The 20,920-nt window shown below is 52.2% G+C and carries 21 protein-coding genes, 1 pseudogene and 1 riboswitch; of the genes and pseudogenes, 13 read left to right on the top strand and 9 right to left on the bottom strand.

Going from position 1 to position 20,920, the window contains the following annotated elements:
• Positions 1–26 precede the first annotated feature (26 nt).
• The 5 genes from GNP95_RS03115 to queC all read right to left on the bottom strand — a co-directional run bounded on the left by GNP95_RS03115 (position 27) and on the right by queC (position 3,521).
• Complete coding sequence (locus GNP95_RS03115; protein WP_155609416.1) at positions 27–998, bottom strand: 2-hydroxyacid dehydrogenase; 972 nt, start codon at positions 996–998, stop codon at positions 27–29.
• Positions 999–1,077: 79 nt separating this feature from the next.
• Positions 1,078–1,575 (bottom strand): preQ(1) synthase, encoded by a 498-nt coding sequence (gene queF / locus GNP95_RS03110; protein WP_155609415.1) that lies wholly within the window; start codon positions 1,573–1,575, stop codon positions 1,078–1,080.
• 53 nt (positions 1,576–1,628) lie between these two features.
• On the bottom strand, positions 1,629–2,369 hold the full coding sequence (gene queE, locus GNP95_RS03105; RefSeq protein ID WP_330163244.1) for a 7-carboxy-7-deazaguanine synthase QueE: 741 nt from the start codon (positions 2,367–2,369) through the stop codon (positions 1,629–1,631).
• Positions 2,362–2,856, bottom strand: coding sequence for a 6-carboxytetrahydropterin synthase QueD (gene queD / locus GNP95_RS03100; RefSeq protein WP_155609414.1), 495 nt, complete (start codon positions 2,854–2,856; stop codon positions 2,362–2,364). The genes queE and queD overlap by 8 nt, the downstream gene beginning before the upstream one ends.
• Positions 2,853–3,521, bottom strand: a complete 669-nt coding sequence (gene queC / locus GNP95_RS03095) for a 7-cyano-7-deazaguanine synthase QueC (RefSeq protein ID WP_155609413.1) — start codon at positions 3,519–3,521, stop codon at positions 2,853–2,855. Before queC ends, queD begins: the two co-directional genes overlap by 4 nt.
• Before the next feature lie 138 nt (positions 3,522–3,659).
• Positions 3,660–3,703: riboswitch (PreQ1 riboswitch) on the bottom strand.
• Between the two features lie 178 nt (positions 3,704–3,881).
• Here queC and GNP95_RS03090 point away from each other — a divergent pair.
• The 4 genes from GNP95_RS03090 (at position 3,882) to GNP95_RS03075 (ending at position 8,472) form a co-directional block, all read left to right on the top strand.
• Positions 3,882–5,366: a copper amine oxidase N-terminal domain-containing protein gene (locus tag GNP95_RS03090; protein WP_230873700.1), complete on the top strand. Its 1,485-nt coding sequence runs from the start codon at positions 3,882–3,884 to the stop codon at positions 5,364–5,366.
• A 295-nt stretch (positions 5,367–5,661) separates the two neighbouring features.
• Positions 5,662–6,729 (top strand): ABC transporter substrate-binding protein, encoded by a 1,068-nt coding sequence (locus tag GNP95_RS03085; protein ID WP_155609411.1) that lies wholly within the window; start codon positions 5,662–5,664, stop codon positions 6,727–6,729.
• A gap of 31 nt (positions 6,730–6,760) precedes the next feature.
• Positions 6,761–7,678, top strand: coding sequence for an ABC transporter permease (locus tag GNP95_RS03080; RefSeq protein ID WP_155609410.1), 918 nt, complete (start codon positions 6,761–6,763; stop codon positions 7,676–7,678).
• Positions 7,678–8,472, top strand: a complete 795-nt coding sequence (locus tag GNP95_RS03075; protein WP_155609409.1) for an ABC transporter ATP-binding protein — start codon at positions 7,678–7,680, stop codon at positions 8,470–8,472. The genes GNP95_RS03080 and GNP95_RS03075 overlap by 1 nt, the downstream gene beginning before the upstream one ends.
• A gap of 99 nt (positions 8,473–8,571) precedes the next feature.
• Here GNP95_RS03075 and GNP95_RS03070 read toward each other — a convergent pair whose 3' ends face one another.
• Complete coding sequence (locus tag GNP95_RS03070) at positions 8,572–9,432, bottom strand: TIGR03943 family putative permease subunit (RefSeq protein ID WP_155609408.1); 861 nt, start codon at positions 9,430–9,432, stop codon at positions 8,572–8,574.
• Between the two features lie 36 nt (positions 9,433–9,468).
• Positions 9,469–10,560 carry a permease gene (locus GNP95_RS03065; protein ID WP_155609407.1) on the bottom strand — a complete coding sequence of 364 codons (1,092 nt, stop codon included), beginning with the start codon at positions 10,558–10,560 and terminating at the stop codon, positions 9,469–9,471.
• Positions 10,561–10,770: 210 nt separating this feature from the next.
• Between GNP95_RS03065 and GNP95_RS03060 the strand changes: the two genes are divergently transcribed.
• From GNP95_RS03060 to GNP95_RS03040, 5 genes are all read left to right on the top strand, one after another.
• The gene (locus GNP95_RS03060; RefSeq protein WP_155609406.1) at positions 10,771–11,988 is read left to right on the top strand and encodes a GTP-binding protein; all 1,218 of its coding nucleotides are present in this window, start codon (positions 10,771–10,773) and stop codon (positions 11,986–11,988) included.
• A 46-nt stretch (positions 11,989–12,034) separates the two neighbouring features.
• Positions 12,035–12,184 carry a 50S ribosomal protein L33 gene (rpmG, locus tag GNP95_RS03055; RefSeq protein WP_148450702.1) on the top strand — a complete coding sequence of 50 codons (150 nt, stop codon included), beginning with the start codon at positions 12,035–12,037 and terminating at the stop codon, positions 12,182–12,184.
• A gap of 101 nt (positions 12,185–12,285) precedes the next feature.
• Positions 12,286–13,002, top strand: coding sequence for a metal ABC transporter ATP-binding protein (locus tag GNP95_RS03050; protein ID WP_155609405.1), 717 nt, complete (start codon positions 12,286–12,288; stop codon positions 13,000–13,002).
• On the top strand, positions 12,939–13,820 hold the full coding sequence (locus GNP95_RS03045) for a metal ABC transporter permease (protein ID WP_155609404.1): 882 nt from the start codon (positions 12,939–12,941) through the stop codon (positions 13,818–13,820). Before GNP95_RS03050 ends, GNP95_RS03045 begins: the two co-directional genes overlap by 64 nt.
• Before the next feature lie 98 nt (positions 13,821–13,918).
• On the top strand, positions 13,919–15,004 hold the full coding sequence (locus GNP95_RS03040) for a metal ABC transporter substrate-binding protein (RefSeq protein ID WP_196427092.1): 1,086 nt from the start codon (positions 13,919–13,921) through the stop codon (positions 15,002–15,004).
• Positions 15,005–15,014: 10 nt separating this feature from the next.
• Here the strand turns inward: GNP95_RS03040 and speD are convergent, their stop codons facing one another.
• Positions 15,015–15,824, bottom strand: coding sequence for an adenosylmethionine decarboxylase (speD, locus tag GNP95_RS03035; protein ID WP_155609403.1), 810 nt, complete (start codon positions 15,822–15,824; stop codon positions 15,015–15,017).
• 185 nt (positions 15,825–16,009) lie between these two features.
• On the opposite strand from speD, the pseudogene GNP95_RS26010 reads away from it, so the two are divergent.
• A pseudogene (locus GNP95_RS26010) lies at positions 16,010–16,159 on the top strand (GNAT family N-acetyltransferase); the annotation flags it as partial.
• A gap of 60 nt (positions 16,160–16,219) precedes the next feature.
• Here the strand turns inward: GNP95_RS26010 and GNP95_RS03025 are convergent.
• Complete coding sequence (locus GNP95_RS03025; protein ID WP_155609402.1) at positions 16,220–16,813, bottom strand: 50S ribosomal protein L25; 594 nt, start codon at positions 16,811–16,813, stop codon at positions 16,220–16,222.
• A 408-nt stretch (positions 16,814–17,221) separates the two neighbouring features.
• Between GNP95_RS03025 and GNP95_RS03020 the strand changes: the two genes are divergently transcribed.
• The 3 genes from GNP95_RS03020 (at position 17,222) to GNP95_RS03010 (ending at position 20,908) form a co-directional block, all read left to right on the top strand.
• The gene (locus tag GNP95_RS03020; protein WP_155609401.1) at positions 17,222–17,800 is read left to right on the top strand and encodes a TetR/AcrR family transcriptional regulator; all 579 of its coding nucleotides are present in this window, start codon (positions 17,222–17,224) and stop codon (positions 17,798–17,800) included.
• 72 nt (positions 17,801–17,872) lie between these two features.
• Positions 17,873–19,819 carry a serine hydrolase domain-containing protein gene (locus GNP95_RS03015; RefSeq protein ID WP_230873634.1) on the top strand — a complete coding sequence of 649 codons (1,947 nt, stop codon included), beginning with the start codon at positions 17,873–17,875 and terminating at the stop codon, positions 19,817–19,819.
• Between the two features lie 96 nt (positions 19,820–19,915).
• A complete protein-coding gene (locus tag GNP95_RS03010; protein ID WP_155609400.1) occupies positions 19,916–20,908 on the top strand; it encodes a zinc-dependent alcohol dehydrogenase family protein in 993 nt (330 codons plus the stop codon).
• Positions 20,909–20,920 lie beyond the last annotated feature (12 nt).

The raw sequence follows: 20,920 nt of genomic DNA, 5'->3' as shown, positions 1-20,920 counted from the left end.
ACCGCAGCAGTTGCTCTAGGCATACCCTACGGGCGCAGTTCCTTGACGAGCTGCGGCGGGATTCTGCCGCTGAGGGCGGCGACGAGGTTCTCGGCGGCCAGCATCGCCATGTCGAAGCGCGTCTTGCTCGTTGCCGAGCCGATATGAGGCAGGGTAACGACATTCGGCAGCTTTAATAAAGGGTTGTCCGGAGAAATGGGCTCCCGCTCAAAGACGTCCAGGCCAGCCCCGTAAATGGTCCGTTGCTCCAAAGCCTGGATAAGCGCCTGTTCATCGACGGTCTGCCCCCGGGAAGCATTAATAAAGATCGCGCTCGGCTTCATTAGCCCAAATTCCCGCTCGCCGATCAGGCGCTGTGTTTCCGGAGTCAGCGGCGTCATCAGCACGATGAAGTCGGCTTCTTGAAGCAGTTCATCCATGGAGCAATACTTGGCTCCAAGCTCCGATTCGGCAGCGGGCTTCCGGCTGCGGTTATGGTACAGGACGTCCATTTGGAAGCCCCATTTAGCCCGGCGGGCAACGGCTTCCCCGATGCCGCCCATGCCGATGATTCCCAGCTTCTTATGATGAACATCCAGGCCGAACAAATCCTGGTTGTTGCCGCGTTTCCATCGGCCTTCCTTTACGTAGCGGTCAAGCTCCACAACCCTGCGGGCGGCAGCCAGCATCAGGGCGAAGATCAGATCCGCGACCGTCTCATTGAGAACGTCCGGCGTATTGGTTCCCATGACCCCGCGGGCTTTCATCGCTTCCAGATCGAAATGGTTGTAGCCCACGCTCATCGTGCTGACCACCTTCAGCTTCGGCGCATGATCCAGCAGCTCGGCATCGATTTTGCCGCCAAAGGTGAGCAGCCCCTCCGCATCGGACAGACCGGCCAGCAAGGCATCACGCGGGATCAGCTCGGGGCGGTCCCATTTGTCATAGATGCAATGCTCGGCAATATAGTCTTCTACTTCCTTAGGCACGTTGCGGGCAATGAATACTTTCGGCTTCAAGGCAGTTCTCTCCCCTCCGGAATAGGTTGCAATCGTCTATTTATTTATTGTAACAGATTGCAGCAGTCTGAACCCTGGTTTATCTGTTATCGATTTTCTCCGGATACATGTCATGCTGAATCAGGCGCTGCTCGGCCATAGCCTCGTATTTCGTGCCAGGACGGCCATAGTTGCAGTATGGATCGATTGAAATGCCGCCTCTTGGCGTAAATTTGCCCCAGACCTCAATATATCTCGGATCCATCAGTTTAATCAGATCGTTCATGATGATGTTCACGCAGTCTTCATGGAAGTCGCCATGGTTGCGGAAGCTGAACAGATACAGCTTCAGGGACTTGCTCTCAACCATTTTGATATCGGGAATGTAGCTGATATAAATGGTCGCGAAATCGGGCTGTCCCGTAATCGGGCACAGGCTCGTAAACTCCGGGCAGTTGAACTTCACGAAGTAATCGCGATAGGGATGCTTGTTATCGAAGCTTTCAAGAATGCCTGGATCATAGGCAAAAGAGTACTGCACCTTTTGATTGCCAAGCAGCGTTAAATCCTGAAGCTCTTCGTTTTGTCTTCCATTCATGTTTAATTCCTCCTAAGCGGGTTAATTCTTGTTTATCCCAGTAATAGAGAACGCTAGACACCGCGTTTGTTGCCCCATACAAGAGCATGAAGCTGGGGCAGTACGCGGACATCGTTCAGCTCTGGATCAGCGACGACCTGATCGATCAACTGCTCGTATCTCTCCAGAAGGTCGGCGGTATGCTGCAGAATATCCATTCTTCTGACGTCTGGATTGCCGACCTGCAGGAAAAACGGAATGTCCGGATAGCGGGCATGCACCTTTTTCGCGTAGGCCAGATCCGCCTCGTCAAAGACGACGACCTTCAGGCTCTGGCTGTAAGGATGAGCCCGGTCTGCCAGCCGCGATACAACGTCGTCCAGCGCGTCCCAGTCGGTCGTCATGCCCGAGCTGGGCGGCTTCGGCGACAGGGTCACCTGGTCGATCTCGGCGAGCCAGTCCTGCCAGCGGGAACCTTGCGTCTCGACCGCAACGGCAATCCCATTCTCATGGAGCAGTGTCACCAATGCGCCGAGCCCGCCGAGGAGGGCAGGGTTGCCGCCGGACAGCGTCACATGGGAGAAGCGGCCGCCGCCTAGAGCTTGCAGCTCGGCATAAATATCCTCGGCGGTCATCGTGCGGATATCATCCTTGGCGCTGCCGTCCCAGGTAAAGGCTGAATCGCACCAGGAGCAGCGGTAGTCGCAGCCCGCCGTACGGACGAACATCGTCTTCTGCCCGATGACCATGCCTTCCCCTTGAATCGTTGGCCCGAATATTTCCAGGACGGGAATCGGCTGATGCTGGTTACTCACCGATCATCCACTCCCGTCTCGCTTCGGCGTAGCTGGTCGGCGTCTCGTAGAGGCGGACGAATTCCATTCGGGCCTCCAGCTCGGGGGAGCGGTAAGCCTCTTTTTGCAGTGCCTGCTCCATTTGCTCATACAGCCATACGGCCATATTTTCTGCCGTTGTATTCATCAGCGGCAGCGACTCGTTCAGATACTGGTGATCGAGATACCCTTCGATCTCCTGCTTCCAGATCGTCTTGATCGTGCCGAAGTCTATCGTCAGGCCGAGTTCGTCTGGGATTCCGCTGATTCCGAATACGACTTTATAGGTATGACCATGCAAGTTTTTACATTTGCCGTCATATGCATGTAGGTGGTGTGCGGCGTCGAATGTGAATTCTTTGCTCACCAGCACGCGCCGCTGATGATATCTTAATTTGGAGCGAGGGATGTCCTCGCCAAGCTTCTGCAGCTTGTCGACGATGCGAAATTCGCCGGGTACGAAGCTCATGACGTCGCCCCCTCTGCTCGCGTCTGGAGATAGGCTTCCATTCCAGCAAGCCTTAGTTTGCAGGCTGGACATTCTCCGCAGCCGTCGCCGATCACGCCGTTATAGCAGGTGAGCGTGCGCTCCCGGATATAGCCGAAGGCGCCAAGCTCGTCGGCAAGCTGCCAGGTGGCGGCTTTATCAAGCCACATAAGCGGGGTATGGATGACGAAATTATGGTCCATGGCCAGGTTAAGCGTAACGTTCAGCGATTTGACGAAGGCGTCCCGGCAATCTGGATAACCGCTGAAATCCGTTTCGCATACGCCGGTAATGATATGCCTTGCCCCGACTCCTTTGGCGAGGACTGCTGCAAAGCTGAGGAACAGATGGTTCCGCCCTTCGACAAACGTGTTGGGAAGCTCTCCGTCCTCGTGAACGATGTCCATGTCGTGGCGGGTCAGTGCATTCGGGCTTAATTGAGACAAAAGACCCATATCCAGGAGGTGGAACTTGACCCCGAGCTCTTCGGCGATTCCGCGGGCGCATTCGATTTCCTGCTTATGGCGCTGGCCGTAATCGAAGGTTACGACTTCGACTTCGCGGAATTGCTTCAAGGCCCAGAACAGGCAGGTGGTGCTGTCTTGACCGCCGCTGAATACGACGACGGCTTTTTCCTGTTGAAGCATAAAAAAACCTCTCTTCTTCTGAATTTTGTGAAAGGATGCGAGGAGCATCATTTACATAGAAGAAAGAGAGTTCTTGAACTGTGACACTATGAAAAAACACGCCGTTGGCCCCGATGGGCACGGCAAAAAGGGCGCAAAGCGCCGATAGTTTTTTATAGAGGGAGTTCGCGAACCTCTCCCATGCCTTAGCAGCATGGATCTTCTTCAATTGTGCTTAACATTCGATGTCATTATAGCATAAATAAAGGGGAAGCTGTTGTTCCAAGAGCTGTCAACTAGTTGTTTTCTCTTATTTACAAGGCGCTGGGGATACAGGATAATAGAATATATTAATTCGTAGGAGGTTATATTTTGAAGAAAATGAGCAAATGGCTGGTGCTGCCGCTAGTACTGATGTTAGTTTTTCTAACGGGCTGCCAGGCTGTAGGGGGCTTTGATGTCAACAAAGCTCTGCTGAAGAGCTTGGAAGTTCAGTCCAGCGAATCCAGACAGAAGGTTTCGGTCGAGGTTGTCCCTGCGGATAACGTGTCCGCGGAAGACAAGGAAATTATAGATCTGATCAATTCCATTTCTTTAACGGTTGACCATGCCAAAATCAAGGATGCTTCGACGATGTCGATGAAGGGCTCGATCGGTTTTTCCGGCGAGGAGCTTCCATACCATATTTCCATGGACGCCACTAGCATGGCGATCCAAGTTGAAGGGGCACAACAGCCGCTGTACATATCCTTAGAGGATTCCTCTGACTATCTTGACCTTGAGCAATACAATGAGCAGGTTCAGGAATTTGGGGTTAAGGCTGCTGGCTTTCTGCTGAAGCATATGCCGAACCCTTCCACGATTTCTGTGAAAAAAGTGCAGGAGAAAGTCAATGAAGAAACACTCAGTCTGACTCATCTGCATGCCGAAATTCGCGGCGATGAGCTGGTGAAGCTGGCCAAGCCGCTGCTGACGAATGTATCGAAGGACGAAGCGGGCTTGAAAGAGCTGATCGGCGCTTTCTATGACGCCATGTATCCGATTCTTAACGCCCAATTGGGAACGGACGCTTTTGATGAAGAACCGGCATCCTCCAAAGAGTTCGTCGTAGCCGCCATGTACGGTGTAGTTAAGGAAGCATTGGACGAGATCTTGAAGGATTATGACCAGCAGGCTGCCGCTCTGTTTGAAGAATCGCCAGAGCTAAGCACTGTGCTCGGCAAAGATACCGTGCTCACAACGGATCTGTATTTTGATGGAGATTTGAACACGCGCAAACAGAACATGGAGCTGACGGTAGCGATCCCTCAAGGTGAAGGAGTGCCTATCAAAGCGTTTAAGGTGAGCAGTGAAGCCGAAATGTGGAATATTGGCGGAGTTGTAGCTGTCGATCAAGTTGACTTAAGCGCAGGCAAGCTGGATCTTGCAGACGAGGAGATCACTCCGGGGCAAATCCTGCGCAATTTCGAGCCAGGCTCGATCATTTACAAGCTGCTTAAGGACGAGATGCAGATCACTTCCAAATATGTTTTGATCGGTTATCCGGGCGATTACTATGAAGTGATCAAGAAGAACGGCACCAGCTTCGTGCCGCTCCGCTATATGTCCGCTGAGCTGGACGCAGAGATCAAATGGAACAAGGAAACGAAGACGATTACAATCATCGATGATATCACGCAAGCGGAGATTGTGCTGACGGTCGGCTCGAGCCAAGCCAAAGTAGCTGGGCAGGCAGCAGCACTGTCCGAGCCGGCGTTCATCCATACGGACGGCAAGACGTATGTGCCGCTTCGTTTCATCTCTGAAGCATTGGGAGCGAAGGTGCATGTAGACGAGGATGGCTGGATTACGGTAACGCGCGACTAATTGCCAGTCGTCGGCGTGAACCAGATTCAGCAGAGAAGAACTGCGGCTTGTTCGGGGAACCGGATAGGGTCGCAGTTCTTTTTTTTAGTTAGCAAATTGACCGCTATTTAATAATTGACGTACAATAAACCTCCATTTAAGATAGGAATAATACTTTCTTCAAAAAGAGCAGCCCGTCATGATTTGTTGCTTTAATACTTTCATCTGTGAAAGCGTTAGCAGGATCATGCTTTCGTGGCCTAAATCTTTATGGGGGTTATCTATCATTTTATTGTTTGAGAGAGGGGTTATCGGTATGAAAAAGAAGATTGGAGTATTCATGGTCATTGCCATTATGCTGATTACGGTAATCGGCTGCGGCAGCAATAATGCTGGAGGCGGCAGCAACACCGGGAATGCGGCAAACCAAGGAAATGCTGAGGCTGGGACTCCGGCCGATACGAGCAAAGAAAGCTATAAAGTCGCGATTTCGCAAATCGTAGAGCATCCATCCTTGGACGCGACTCGTGAAGGATTCCTCGCTGCGCTGAAAGATGCGGGCATCGTGGAGGGCGAGAACCTGAAGCTCGACTATAACAACGCGCAGGGAGACCCGACCAATAACTTGACGATTGCGCAAAAAATTGCCGGAGAGAAATACGATCTCGTACTTGGGATTGCTACTCCTCCTGCTCAAGCTCTTGTAGGCCAGGTTAAGAACTCGCCGATTTTGTTCGCGAGTGTTACCGATCCACTGGATGCCAAGCTGGTCGATAATCTGGAGAAGCCAGGCGGAAATGTCTCGGGGGCATCTGACACGAACCCGGAAGCCATTGTCAAACTGATGGATTTCATCGCTGAAAACTTCAAGGAGGTAAAAGCGGTTGGCGTCGTGATTAACCAAGGCGAGCCGAATGCCGTCATCATGGCGGATCATGCGGAAAAAGCACTTGAAAAACACGGCATCAAGCTGATCAAAGCGCCGGTAACGAACACCTCTGAAGTGAAGCAGGCGGCAGAATCTCTCGTTGGCCGCGCCGATGCACTATATACGACGCTGGACAATACGGTTGTTGAAGCAGTCAGCACTGTCATTCAAATTGCGAATGAGCATGATATCCCGTTCTTCTCCAGCGACCGCGATACGGTAGAGAAGGGTGCTTTTGCCACCGTTGGTTTTAAATATTACGATCATGGCTACCAGGTGGGCGAGATGGCCGTTGAAGTGCTGAAGGAAGGAAAGAAAGTTGGCGACATGCCGGTTACCTTCCCTGACAAGCTGGATCTGATCCTGAACCTCAAGGCAGCCGCCGAGCAAGGAATCGAGGTTACCGACGCCATGAAGGACATGGTTAACGACAAGGAGAATAACTTGCTTGAATAGGCTGGTTTCAATCATTTAGGAGGTACTCATCATGGTGAACTCGTTAATCGGAGCCCTTGAATCCGGCCTGCTCTATGCGTTGATGGCGCTCGGAGTATATATAACTTTTCGGATTTTGGATTTTCCGGATCTAACGGTAGATGGAAGTTTTACGACGGGCGGTGCGATCGCTGCGGTTATGATTACGAAAGGAGCAAACCCGGTAACGGCTACCCTGCTCGCTTGCTTCGGCGGGATTATCGCCGGAATGCTGACAGGGCTGCTTCATACGAAAGGCCGTATTAACGGGCTGCTCTCAGGGATATTGATGATGATCGCGCTGTACTCGATTAATATGCGGATTCTGAGCAAGCCAAACGTTGCGCTGCTTGGTGAAACAACGCTCTTCAGCTCCGTTTCTCCGCTGCTGCTGATGCCGTTTGTCGTCATAGTGGTCAAGCTGCTGCTGGACTTGTTCTTTAAGACGGATCTCGGGCTTGCGCTGCGCGCGACCGGAGACAACAAGCGCATGATTCGCAGCTTCGGTGCGCATACCGATAATACGATTATTCTTGGCCTAAGCTTGTCGAACGGTCTGGTTGCCTTGTCGGGTGCGCTGATCGCCCAGCAGTCCGGCTTTGCCGATATTACGTCAGGGATCGGCATGATCGTGATCGGGCTGGCTTCCGTCATTATCGGGGAAGCCATTCTGGGGGCGAGAACCGTATTCTTTGCTACGCTGGCCGCTATTGTAGGTTCAATCGTATACCGGGTAGTGGTCGCTCTCGCTCTTCGTATCCCATGGTTCGAGTCTTCGGATTTGAAGCTGATTACTGCGGTGATCGTCATCGTTGCTTTGGTGCTTCCATCCGTGCGCCGCGCATCGAAGCAGCGCTCGCTAGCCCGGAAACGTTCAACCGAGGTTGCGGAATCGCTTGGTGAACATGCAGGTTTGGGGGGTGGGCGTTAATGCTGGAGCTGTCGAATGTATCCAAGCTGTTTCATCCCGGGTCACCGGATGAGAAGATTGCGCTCGCTGACGTTAGTCTGCATTTACAGCCAGGAGATTTTGTCACCGTAGTTGGCAGCAATGGCGCCGGAAAGTCCACCTTGATGAATATGATCTCCGGCGTGCTCAAACCTGACGTTGGTGAAATTCGCATCGCGGGCAGCAAGGTCAGCCATTTGATCGAGCACCGGAGAAGCCGCTGGATCGGCCGGGTGTTTCAGGATCCAATGGCCGGAACGGCGCCGAATATGACGATCGAAGAGAACTTGGCGATGGCGTATTCACGGGGGAAGACAAGAGGACTGGGGCTGGGCATCAACGCCTCGCGCCGCGTTCTGTTCCGCCAGCAGCTTAGCCGGCTTGGGATCGGACTCGAGAACAGGTTGCGGGCCAAGGTCGGTACGTTATCCGGGGGTGAGCGCCAGGCGCTCAGCCTGCTGATGGCAACCTTCACACAGCCGAAAATTCTGCTGCTGGACGAACACACCGCCGCGCTTGATCCGGCCCGTGCCGAGCTGGTGACCCAGCTTACGCAGAGCATTGTAAACGAGATGAAGCTGACGACGCTGATGGTGACGCATAATATGGAGCAGGCCATACGTCTAGGCAATCGCCTCATCATGATGGATAAGGGCCGCATCATTCTTGACGTGAATGAAGCGAAGAAGAAGACGCTGACGATCGAAGAGCTGCTCGGTGAATTCGAGAGAATCAGCGGGCACAAGCTGTCGGACGACCGCGTCGTGCTCGGATAGAAATCATGCGACATCTGCTCAGCAGATTGTGCGCATAACATAAAGCTGCCATTCCCTTGACGCATGTAAATGCGGCGGGGGGATGGCAGCTTTTTTGCATCATTTGTCGAGAGCTTCAAGGGGATGATCATTCGGATAAACGTAAGGCGTTGCAGGGCGGGGGATTTCGCGGATTTCCTCCGCTGAGACAGCGAGGATTTCCCGGCCGTTCCTGACCGTCGTTTGCAGGGTTCCCTGTACTTCGATCCAGGCGTCCCGCTTGAACCAGGGAAGAGGCTGCGCAGAGGAAACGACGACGCCGAACGGATAGGCATCCGCGGTACAGCATTGGACAAGGAAGCGGCCAACTACAAATTCACGCGGGCTGTCCGAGCCGGAATCCTCATAGACGAAACCGCTCAGCTTTACGGTTTTACCCCGGAATTGATCCTTGAACAGCTCGAAGGCGCCTATCGTTTCAGAGTAAATTTCCGGTTTAACCTCGATAATGTCTTGAGGGTATAATTTTTTGGCGAGTTCGGCGAATTCCGTGTTGTACTTATCCGGGGCGGTGAAAATATCGTTCAGATGCTCTGCGTTCAGCGCAGGTGAAGAGAGCTGCATGCCCTTTTGATCGGCAGCCATGCTGCCGAGCGCCTGATCCGGCATAACTACGCCTAGCAGCAGCGGAACGAGGAAGAGGGTGTATACAGCGGCATTCTTTAGAGGGGATGCAGGGGCATCATGGTGCTCACAGCCGCATGCGGGAGAAGCGCTGGAAAACAGCGCCTCCCAGGCGAGGCTCAGGGACATGGCCGTAAGCGGGATCGCACTGTAGCGGAGCCAAGGCTCCATTTTCGGGGCGATGTAGTAATGCAGCGTGCCGCTTCTGGACAAATGGGCGATAAATAAGGCAAAGGCCAGCAAAATGAAGCTTCGTGCCAGCTGCTGCCGCCGCAGTGTTGTGCGGGGATTTGTCATTCCGGTAACCTCCTTCCATCGCTTAGGAAATGGACATTAGCTTAAATAGAGTTTGCCTACGAGGACAGAGCCGATAAATACGACAGTACAGATGAGAAAGGCGAAATAAAGGACAAATTTGGCTTTAAAGACAGACAGGAGCATGAGGACGTTCTTGAGATCCAGCATCGGTCCGAACACGAGAAAGGCGAGCAGGGAGCCGGCGGAAAATGTATGCGTGAACGCGGCAGCGACAAAGGCGTCGGAGGTTGAGCACAGCGATAATAGAAAAGCGAAGCCCATCATGAAGGCGTAGGAACCGACTGGACCCCCGCCGATGGCGAGAAGGCTCTCTCTGGGAACGAAGGATTGAATCGCGGCCGTAATGAGGCAGCCCATGATCAAGTATTTTCCCATATCAAATACCTCGTCGGCCGCGTGAACGAATACAGCTGTTATTTTCCCGCCATGCCGGGAAGAGCCGTGATGATGACTATGGTTGTGCTTATGCTTATGGGGATGCTCATGGACATGCTCATGGGGATGGCTGTGATTATGGTTATGATTATGATGGTGGCTTGATGCTGCACCGGAAAGGAGTTTGCTTCTTAGCGGATCCCCTTTCCAGGTGGCGTAGATCATCCAGCCGATCGCTGCGGCGGCAAGGAAGGCTAATCCCATTCTGGCATAGACCATTTCCGGATGCAGCCGAAACGCCATATAGGTTGCTCCGTATACAACCGGATTCACGATCGGTCCGGCCAGAATGAACACGGCGGCAATGTATACGGGCATGCCTTTTTGAATGAGCTTGCGGATCAGGGGAATCATCCCGCATTCGCACACCGGAAATATGAAACCCAGCGTGCAGGCGAACAAAATGCCGGCGGCGGGGTGCTTTGGAATCCATCTGCTTAACATGTCCTCGGAAATATACAGATGTACGAGCGAGGAGAGCAGGGTCCCGATCAGCACGAAAGGGAGCGCCTCCAGCAGTATGCCGATAAAGCTTGTCTTGAACAGATGGAGATAATTGAGGTCGAACGATACAAAAGGCGGCAGAACGGGCGCAATGACAATGAGACAGGCCAGCACAAAGGCTGCGGGAAGCAAAAAGGGAAGCCATCGGGTTAGGGGCAATGGGTTCATAGCAATCTCCTCTATTTTTCATAGGATTATCTTAATCATAATAATTACTATTAATAACGGACGAGGTTCAGAACAAAAATCATGAATTTTGCCGGTCATCCAGCATTGACAAACCGGGGAGCAGGCATTATATTAGGTTTTGTTAATCGTAAACATTACGAATAATATCACTGTAAGAAACTATTCCGAATTACGAAGGGAGTTGGTTGAATGACTGATCAATCATTACCGGTTACCGTGCTCAGCGGGTACTTGGGCTCAGGGAAAACAACGGTGCTGAACCATGTGCTGAATAACCGCCAAGGGCTGAGAGTTGCCGTCATTGTCAATGATATGAGCGAAATAAATATCGATGCAGAGCTGGTAAGCGCAGAAACGAATCTGTCGCGGACAGAGGAGAGGCTGGTAGAGATGTCCAACGGCTGCATTTGCTGCACCCTGCGGGATGATTTGCTGAAGGAAGTACAGAAGCTGGCGGAGGAAGGGAGATTTGATTATATTCTCATTGAGTCTACCGGCATAAGCGAACCGATTCCGGTTGCCCAGACTTTCACTTATGAGGATACAGAGACAGGGATTGATTTGCGTGGTTTGGCTAGGCTGGATTGCATGGTAACTGTCGTGGACGCTTATCGTTTCTGGCATGACTTCTCCTCGGGAGAGACGCTGCTGGAGAGAGGCGAAGCCAGCGGTGAAGGGGATACACGGGATGTTGTGGATCTGCTGATCGATCAAATCGAAACCTGCAATGTGCTGGTTCTGAATAAATGCGACCTGGTCGGAGAGGGGGAGCTGGATGAGCTAGAGGGAGTCCTCAGGAAGCTGCAGCCCGCCGCCAAGTTCATCCGGACGCAGCATGGCAGCATCGATCCTGCGGATATATTGAATACAGGCTTGTTCAATTTCGAAGAGGTGAGCATGTCTGCGGGCTGGATCAAGGAGCTTCAGCAGGAGAGCCATACCCCTGAAACGGAGGAATACGGCATCAGTTCCTTCGTGTACCGCAGGGTGCGGCCGTTTCATCCGGAGCGGCTGGCTGGCTTTATGAGCGACTGGCCTGAAGAGGTCGTAAGGGCGAAAGGCCTGGCCTGGATCGCGGCCAAGACGGATTTTGCGGCTAGCTTGAGCCAGGCCGGCCCGTCGATTCAATTCGGTCCGGCGGGGCAGTGGCTGGCGTCTTATCCTCCAGAGCAGCAGGAGGAGGTCTTACGCAGCGAGCCGGAGATGAGGCGGAAATGGGATGAAGTATGGGGCGACCGTCTCAATGAAATGGTCTTTATCGGCATACATATGAACCGTGCCGAGATCGAAGAATCGCTGGATCAATGCCTGTTAACTGAGGAAGAAATGAGCTTGGATTGGGCCAGCTTCCATAATCCGCTGCCGTGGATCAGCGATGAGGAATATTTGGCAGCAGGCCTTAGGTAGGGAGCAGAGCAGGCAGAGAGCTGACGGATAGAAAGGAGGGTATCGAATGAGAGTAGTCGTAACGCTGGCATGCACTGAATGCGGGGACCGCAACTATACCACAACGAAAAACAAAAAAACGCATCCCGAACGCCTAGAGTTAAGAAAGTACTCGCCGCGTCTTAAGAAATATACGATTCATCGCGAAACTAGATAGGGTGAGGACATATACGCGCTGCAGCGTCTTACATCGACGGATGAAAGGGCGAAATGGCGTTTGATTTAATCGTAATTATTACGTATAAGTGAGGGGTTTAAATGATTCTGTCTTCCATGCGGAATGTCGTATTCGGATATGGGGATACGCCCGTGCTAATCGGCATTTCCGTGGATATTCATCAAGGGGAATTCGTCGGGATTACCGGCCCGAATGGCGCAGCCAAAACAACGCTGCTAAAGCTATTGCTCGGCTTGCTGAAGCCATGGAGCGGTTCGGTGCATATTCACACCGAGGCATTAGAACGAGAACGTTTAAGTATCGGTTACGTGCCGCAGAACGTAGCGTCTTTCAATAGCGGTTTTCCCAGCCGTGTACTGGAGCTGGTCAGGTCAGGCTGTTATTCCCGGCTGGGTCTGTTCAAACGTTTTGCCGCGGGACAGCACGAGATCGTCGAGCAGAGCTTGAAGCAGGTCGGGATGTGGGAATACCGGCATCGTAAAGTCGGGGAGCTGTCCGGGGGACAGAAGCAGCGGATTTGCATTGCCAGGGCTTTGGCGGGGCAGCCGAACGTGCTTGTTCTGGATGAGCCTACGGCGGGAATGGATCAGCAGGGAAGATTAGGCTTCTATCAGCTTATGCGCCATTATGTTACATCGCATAACATGACCGTTATCATGGTGACGCATGAGCTCCAGGAATCGGGAAAATACTTGGATCGCATCATTTCATTGGAACAGCGGGAGAGCGAGGGATGGCAATGTTTGACTACGAGTTCATGCAGCGTGCGTTTTGGGCCGGATCTATGCTTGGAATAATCGCTCCCGTCTTAGGCGTCTATTTGATGCTCAGGCGGCAGGCATTGATGGCGGACACGCTGTCCCATGTCTCTTTGGCCGGGGTGGCGCTTGGTTCCCTCCTTGGAATGAGTCCTGCCGCGACCGGAATCGCAGCCGCGGTGCTTGGCGGAGTTCTTGTGGATGGGCTGAGGCGGGCTTATCGGACCTATAGCGAAATGTCCGTAGCGATCATTATGACCTCGGGTCTTGCCCTTGCCATCGTGCTCATGAGCCTGCGCACCAATTGGAGCAAAAGCTTCAGCTCCTATTTGTTCGGCTCGATTGTTGCGGTGAATGATGCGGGACTGTGGTTGATTGGCGGCGTGACGGCTGCAGGCCTGATTTATTTGTTCGTGCTGCGCAGGCCGCTTTATAATATGACCTTTGACGAAGAGACGGCGCAGATCAGCGGTTTGCAGGTGAAGCGGCTGTCATTATCGTTTGCGATATTAACCGGGATGACGGTGGCTGCAGCGATGCCGATCGTCGGAGTCCTGCTCGTCTCTTCGCTTATGGTTCTGCCAGCCTCGCTGGCCCTGCGCATGGCCAGCGGGTTCACGATGGCAATTCTGATTTCGGTGGCTGCCGGGTGGCTGGGCATCTTTAGCGGTTTGACCATTTCATATTATGTGAACGTACCGCCTGGGGGGACGATTTCACTCATACTGCTATTGATGCTGCTGTCCGCCATGCTTGTGCAGAAGCTGCTGCGAAGACAGGGCAGGTATAAACAACAAGCTCTGCTTATGGGACAAGGGAGCAGAACTTCAAATCTTCGAGAGGGAGTGGAAAGGTGAATCAACATCGTATTCAAAAAGGAAGTACAGGCAGGAATAGAGTATGGAACAAAGGGAATAAAGGGCTGGCTGCCGCCGCACTGCTGCTTGCAGTCATCATGGTTGTTGCGGCATGCGGCGCTAAGGGGGGAGCAGGCGCCGGCGGATCAGAAGCGGAGTCTCCCGCCTCGGCGGCTTCCGATTCTACCAGCAAAGGTAAACTCGATATTCAGGTCAGCTTTTATCCGATGTACGAATTCACGAAACAGGTGGCGGGAGATGCGGCTAATGTGCAGATGCTTGTTCCAAGCGGCGTGGAGCCGCATGACTGGGAGCCAACGCCCCGGGATATCGCCAAGCTGGAGGAGGCCGATGTGTTCGTCTATAACGGCGCCGGCATGGAGGGCTGGGTAGAGCAGGTTCTATCCGCCGTCAGCAGCAAGAAGCTCGTGAAAATCGAAGCCAGCCAAGGGCTCGACATGATCGAGGATGCTGAAGGCCATGATCATCATGGCGGAGACGGGCATGAACCTGCCGAAGAAAGGGCTCACGAGAATCACAACGAGCATGACCACGACCATGACCACGACCATGAGCAGGCGCATGAAGAGGCTCACGATCACAACCATGAGCATGAAGCAGCCGGTCACCATGATCATGGTCACGATCATGATCACGGCGGGCTCGATCCGCATGTATGGCTATCTCCGGCTCTTGCGGTCACAGAGGTTCGCAATATTGAAGCAGGTCTGTCCCAGGCTGCGCCGGAGCATCAAAAGATATTCAAGAAGAATGCGGACGCCTACGTGGCGAAGCTGGAGGCATTGGATCAGGAGTTCAGAGAGACGCTTGCAAGCGTGAAGCGCAAGGATTTCATTACGCAGCACGCTGCATTTGGTTACCTCGCCCGGGAATACGGGCTCCGGCAGGTGCCGATCGCCGGGCTGTCGCCAGAGCTGGAGCCGTCGGCAGCCCAGATGGCGGAAATCGTTAAGTTTGCTAAGGAAAACGATGTGAAAACGATTTTCTTCGAAACTCTGGTATCTTCCAAAGTAGCCGAAGCCATCTCTAAGGAAATCGGCGCCCAAACGGCCGTTCTTAACCCGATCGAAGGGTTGACGGAGGAAGATTTGAGCAGCAGCCGGGATTACATCGTACTGATGCGGCAAAACTTAGAGGCGTTAAAATTAGCGCTTAACGAATAGCTTTAAAGCCTTAGGATGAGATGTTTCTGCCATAGAAAATCTCATCCATTTCCGTTTTCAGCAGCTCAGTGATTTCCGCCTGCTCCTGCGGGCTTAGCTTGTCCTTCGTATAGCCGAACAGATAATTGTTCAGGTCAAATTCCTTCAGCTTGCATTTGGTATGGAAAATATGCTCCTGATAGACGTTTACATCAATCATATGGTACGCATCGACAACTTCATCCGGGATATAATTCTGAATGGAGCTGATCTCGTGGTCGATGAACAGCTTATGTCCATTAATATCCCGGGTGAACCCGCGGACCCGGTAATCGATCGTCATAATGTCCGTATCAAAGGAATGGATTAAATAATTAAGCGCTTTGAGCGGCGAAATTTCACCGCAGGTCGACACGTCGATATCAGCCCGGAACGTGCTGATTCCTTCGTCCGGGTGATATTCGGGGTACGTATGGACCGTAATGTGGCTCTTGTCTAGCTGCAACACTACGTTGTCAGGCAGCGGCCCAGGCGATTCCTCAAAAGATTCCGTAGGCACCTCCACGACAGGCCCCTCCGATACAAGCACGGTTACGCTCGCCCCTTGCGGCACGTAATCCTGCTTGGCCACATTGAGTACATGGGCCCCAATGATGTCGGACACGGCTATCAGAATCTGGGTCAGCCTGTCGGAATTGTACTGCTCGTCGATATATTCTATATAGGCCTGCCGCTCTTCCTTCGTTTTCGTGTAGCAGATATCATACATATTGAAGCTTAGCGATTTGGTCAGGTTGTTGAATTCGTGCAGCTCTACACGCTGCTTCGGTGTCAGTGTCATAGCAGCCTCCGTTAAGAAATGATATGCCTTAATTATCTTTATACCCATTCTTCCATATCCCTAACGGCCGAAAGAAATATGGATTATAATGGAGTTGGCACTTTATTTGCAGAGGAGCGGTCCGATGAATATGCCAGCTATCTTTGATGCATTTCCGCTGTTGGAATCGGGAGACCTAAACGCCCAACGAATCATCCAAGAAGGTGCTGCTCAAAAATGGCTTTAGGCAGGAAGGCACCCTGCGGCAAGCTCATTTATGGTCCGGCAAGGGCGTGGTTGATTTGGAGATCTACGACATTTTGCGAGAGGAATATGTATCGTCTTCATCCAATTAAAAAAAGCGGCAGGCCCGGTTAGTATGCCGGACCCGCCGCTTTGTGCTTGCGCATTTATAATTATTCTTCCGCCGACTCGTCCTGGGACTCGAGATCCTCGGATTGGATTCTCGGAGTAACGACAGAAACGAGAAGCTCGTTTTCCGAAGACAGCAGCGTAACTTCAGGCGGAAGCTCTATATTTCCGACTAGAAGTGAATCGCCAACATCCAGCTCGCTAATATCGACGCTGATGGATGACGGCAGCTGGTGAGGCAATGCTTCGACCTCGATGAATGTGCTCTGTGTCTGCACGATACCGCCCAATTTCGTACCCTTCGGGGTACCGACGTAATCAAGCGTTACTCTCGTACGAACGAGTTCATCCTTCTTTACACGGAGGAAATCCACATGAATATATTCGCGTGTCACAGCATCCCGCTGCAATCCTTCGAGCAGTACAGGGACTTTATCGGAGCCTCCCACTTGAACCTCCAATAACCCTGATCCTCCGCCTCTGACCCAACGATGAAATTCCTGCGAGGAAATATGAATCATGTCGCTCTCTTTGTTCAATCCCATAACTACGCCCGGAAGACGTCCGCTTTGACGCAGGCGCTTCAGGCCCGACCTGTTCATGGGTGATCTTTGTTCCGCTGCAAAACATGCTCTCATCACTACAACACTCCTTGTTATTCAACCATAATATTTTGTGCTCCCAAAATCGCTATCCGTCCGTGAACATTGATTTCGCCCCCTGCGCGGGGGATATAAAGAGCACCATGACATCACCGCCCTGGTTAACATTAAATGTTAATAAATGTATATATGCATGAAGGCACTTCGCTTCGTAGAAAGCGAAATGCCTTATAAAATAACGATAGCATAAACTTGTTGGCCTGTCGACAACTGACAGCTGTTATTCATCGTTTTGTCTTAATTACCATAATTATGCTCTTTCATAACCTCCCGCATTTATTATGGATAGAGAACATGTTGACGGTAGCCTGTTTCTGTGTTTAATATAAAACATATGATACATATCAAGCGATATATATAAATGTTAAGAGGAGTGACCAGGAAATGCCGCCGCAAAAGAAATTCTCCAGAGAGGAAATTATCCAGGCCGCCTTTGAAATTGCTCGAGTAGAGGGGCTAGATCACATTACGATTAGGAAAGTAGCCAGCCGGTTAGGCAGCTCTATCGCCCCGATTTACGTTAACTTTGCAAACGTGGAGGAGCTAATCCAGGCCGTCATTGGAAGAATCTCTGAACTCAGCAGAGAAATATTGATGGACATGGATACGGGGAATCCGTTTCACGATATTGGCGCAGCCAGCTTGCGGTTTGCCAAGGATTACAGCGTTTTGTTCAGGGATCTTGTCATGAAGCAGAACGATCATATGAAGGGGTACGATCAGGACATGGCTCCATTCCTCGTTGAGCAGATGAAGGCGGATGCTGATTTAGCCGGCTTCGAGGATGAGGAATTGCGGCTTATTTTATTGAAAATGAAAATATTCCAGCTCGGTCTTTCGGTCATGATCGCAAACGGATTGCTTCCCGAATCCTTTAGCGAGGAGCAGGCTATCGCGCTGCTGGATCAGACTGCTGGCGATGTGATCGCGGGTGCACGGTTGCGGCAGCAAGGCTCGCTTTAGCTAAAGCGGGTGGTCATGTCACTGCTTATTTTGAAAAAAGAGGAGGTTATGGGAGTAATGCGGGTTTATTTCATGTTATTTATTTTATTATGTGGTGCCCTGTTTTTCGGCCCAGTTGTTCAAGCTGGCATTCAACCGGAAAATCAGACAGGCAAAGCGCAATATGCAGACATTGAAGCTTTTATGGATCAAGAAATGAAAACACAGATGCAAAAGTTCAACATCCCGAATGCCGCCGTAACCGTTGTCGCTAATGGGGAGGTTATCTTCAGCCATGGATATGGCTATGCCGATCGGGAGAAGGAGGTTCCCGTCAACCCGGAGCAAACGCTGTTTCGGATGGGATCAACCTCCAAGCTGCTGACTTGGACCGCCGTCATGCAGCTTGTCGAACAGGGGAAACTTGACCTTGAAGCCGATATCAATACATACTTGGACTTTAAAATGCCGGAGCGGCTCTATACACAATCAGCACGGGAGCCTGCTGCCGCGCCAATTACCTTGACCCATCTTATGAGTCATACCGCCGGGTTTGAGGACTATCCCGACAGGATTTTCAGGCTGGATGAGCAGCAAATGCTCCCGCTTGCAGATTATGTGCGTACTTATATGCCGCAGCGGGCATTTCCTCCTGGCGAGGTCGTAGCGTACTCCAATTATGGCACGGCGTTGGCCGGCTATATTGTCGAGAGGGCGGCGGGCCAGTTATTCGAAGATTATGTGGAACAGCATATTTTTGCGCCGCTTGGGATGGAATACAGCAGCTTCCGCCAGCCGCTGCCGGAACAATTGCAGCCGCATATGGCTCGGGCGTATCGGCTTGCGCAAGGGGAATACGAAGAAGGCAGCTTTGAATTCGTTCCTGGTCCGGCCGGCGGCATGAGCAGTTCGGCTGCCGACATGTCCAAATTTATGCTGGCTTATTTACCAGAGGAGAACGGGCAAGGAGGGCGCATACTTCATGAAGAAACGATCCGTTCCATGCGGAATCAGCAATTTACGCAGCATCCCTTGCTGTCCGGCACTGCGTTCGGGTTTATAGAGGGAGTCTTTAATGGAGAGCGGACGCTTTTTCATGGCGGTAGTACGATGCTGTTCGATACGGGGCTGTATTTGGTTCCCGAGCGAAATTTCGGCTTGTTCGTTTCCTACAGCGGGGGCAGCTACTTGGCCCATCTCGGCTTATTTCAAGCATTCATGAATCATTACTATACTGCCCCTCCTGCAGATCATCCGCTGCCGCCTGAAGGGACGATTGAACGTTCCCGCCAATATGTCGGGGAATATCAGCAGAACAGGCGCAGCTTCACGACTTCTGAGCGGTTTCTAAGCTTGACGATGGGACTGATTCAAGTACAGCTGGATAAAGAGGGATACCTGCTCGTCAGCCATGCAGGAGAAGTGAACCGTTTTGTGGAAATAGAACCTGGCATTTACCTTAATTTAAGGGAGCAGCGAACACAGGATTATTATGGCGGCTTCCGTACGATCGTGTTCGGGGCTGACCCTTACGGCAATACGATGCTCATGTCCGACGGCCCGATGACGTATTCAAAGGCCCCTTGGTATGCTTCGAGTTCATTTACGTTTCTGACGATCATCGTCATTTTACTGTTTATCATCATTACTCTCATCGTCTGGAGTGTTCGAGCAGTACTTGGCCTCTTAAGACGCTCTAAAGCCCGAACGCCATCTGCTAAACTGGCGCGTGCCGCAGCAGGAGCCGCCATAGCGTTCGGCGTACTGACCCTGGCTATCCTGACCGGAGTGGCTATGAACGGCCAAATCGATCCTGTGTACGGCTTGCCGAAGGCAGCCTATGGCATATTGCCTTCATGGAATTCTGTATTGGATGTGCTTCCATGGCTGCAGATGATCATTGGAATATCCATGATTATATTTGCTGTAATGGTAGTGAGGAGAAAGTATTGGAGAATGTCCGGGCGCATCCATTACATTCTGTTTACCGCGGCGGCTTGGACGCTGTTATCGCTGTTCATGTATTGGCAGCTGATTTAGCGGCGGGCAGGGGCAGCAGCTTGACCAATGGATGCTAAAGCAAAATAAAAGGTTAGAACATAAATATGATAGGCTTCGGCAGGAGGGGGCTAGGCGATGCGTGCAGATAATCAATATATTGTCTTTCATGAATTTGGAACGCCTGAAGACGTCCTGAGGGTCGAACAAAGGCCCGTTACAGCTCCCGGACAGGGCGAGGTGCTGGTACGAATGATCGCACGGCCGGTCAATCCTTCGGATCTTATTCCGATCCGGGGAGCGTATTCGCACCGGATATCGCTTCCCTGCATACCCGGATACGAAGGCGTCGGCATTGTGGAGGACGTGGGAAAGGATGTCGCCCCGGAGCTGATCGGCAAGCGGGTGCTGCCGCTGCGGGGCGAAGGCACCTGGCAGCAATTTGTGAAGGCATCGGCGTCCTGGGCCGTTGTGATTCCCGATGCCGTCACGGATGATCAGGCAGCGCAGCTGTATATCAACCCGGTAACCGCCTGGCTTATTTGTCGGAATATACTAAGTTTGCAGCCGGGGTCCGTCCTTGTCGTCAATGCAAGCGGCTCTGCGCTCGGGCGGGTATTGGCCCAGTTGTGCGCTTTTCTTGGCATAAGACTCATCGCTGTGGCGAGAAATGATCATCATACGAGAGAGCTGCTTAAGCTGGGCGCGGAGTCAGTGATCAATACGGACGAGACTCCGCTAAAGCCGGCTGTCATGGAGCTGACCGGCGGCTTGGGGGCAGACGCTGCGGTGGATATGATCGGCGGCAGTCCTGGTACGGAGCTGGCTTGCTGTGTGCGTACGGATGGAATGTTCGTAACGGTAGGGCTTCTGTCGGGAGTGCCGCTGGACTGGGCTGAAATCAGGCGCAGCACGAACGCTTCAGCGACGATGTTTCATCTGCGGCAATGGAATCAGACGGTTAGCGCTCAAGTGTGGCAGGATACATTCAGAGAGCTGATTGCCTTAATTCAGGCGAAGAAGCTGACGCTGCAGCCGCCAGAGGCGCGTTTTGAGCTGCAGAAGGCAAACGCAGCGGTGCGCGCCGCTGAAGCTTACGGGAGGAATCCGGGGAAATACTTTCTTATGTAACACCACATAGAA

This window comes from Paenibacillus woosongensis (assembly GCF_009725165.1).
GTDB classification, from domain to species: Bacteria; Bacillota; Bacilli; order Paenibacillales; family Paenibacillaceae; genus Fontibacillus; species Fontibacillus woosongensis.
This window is presented reverse-complemented; position numbering and strand designations above follow the sequence as displayed.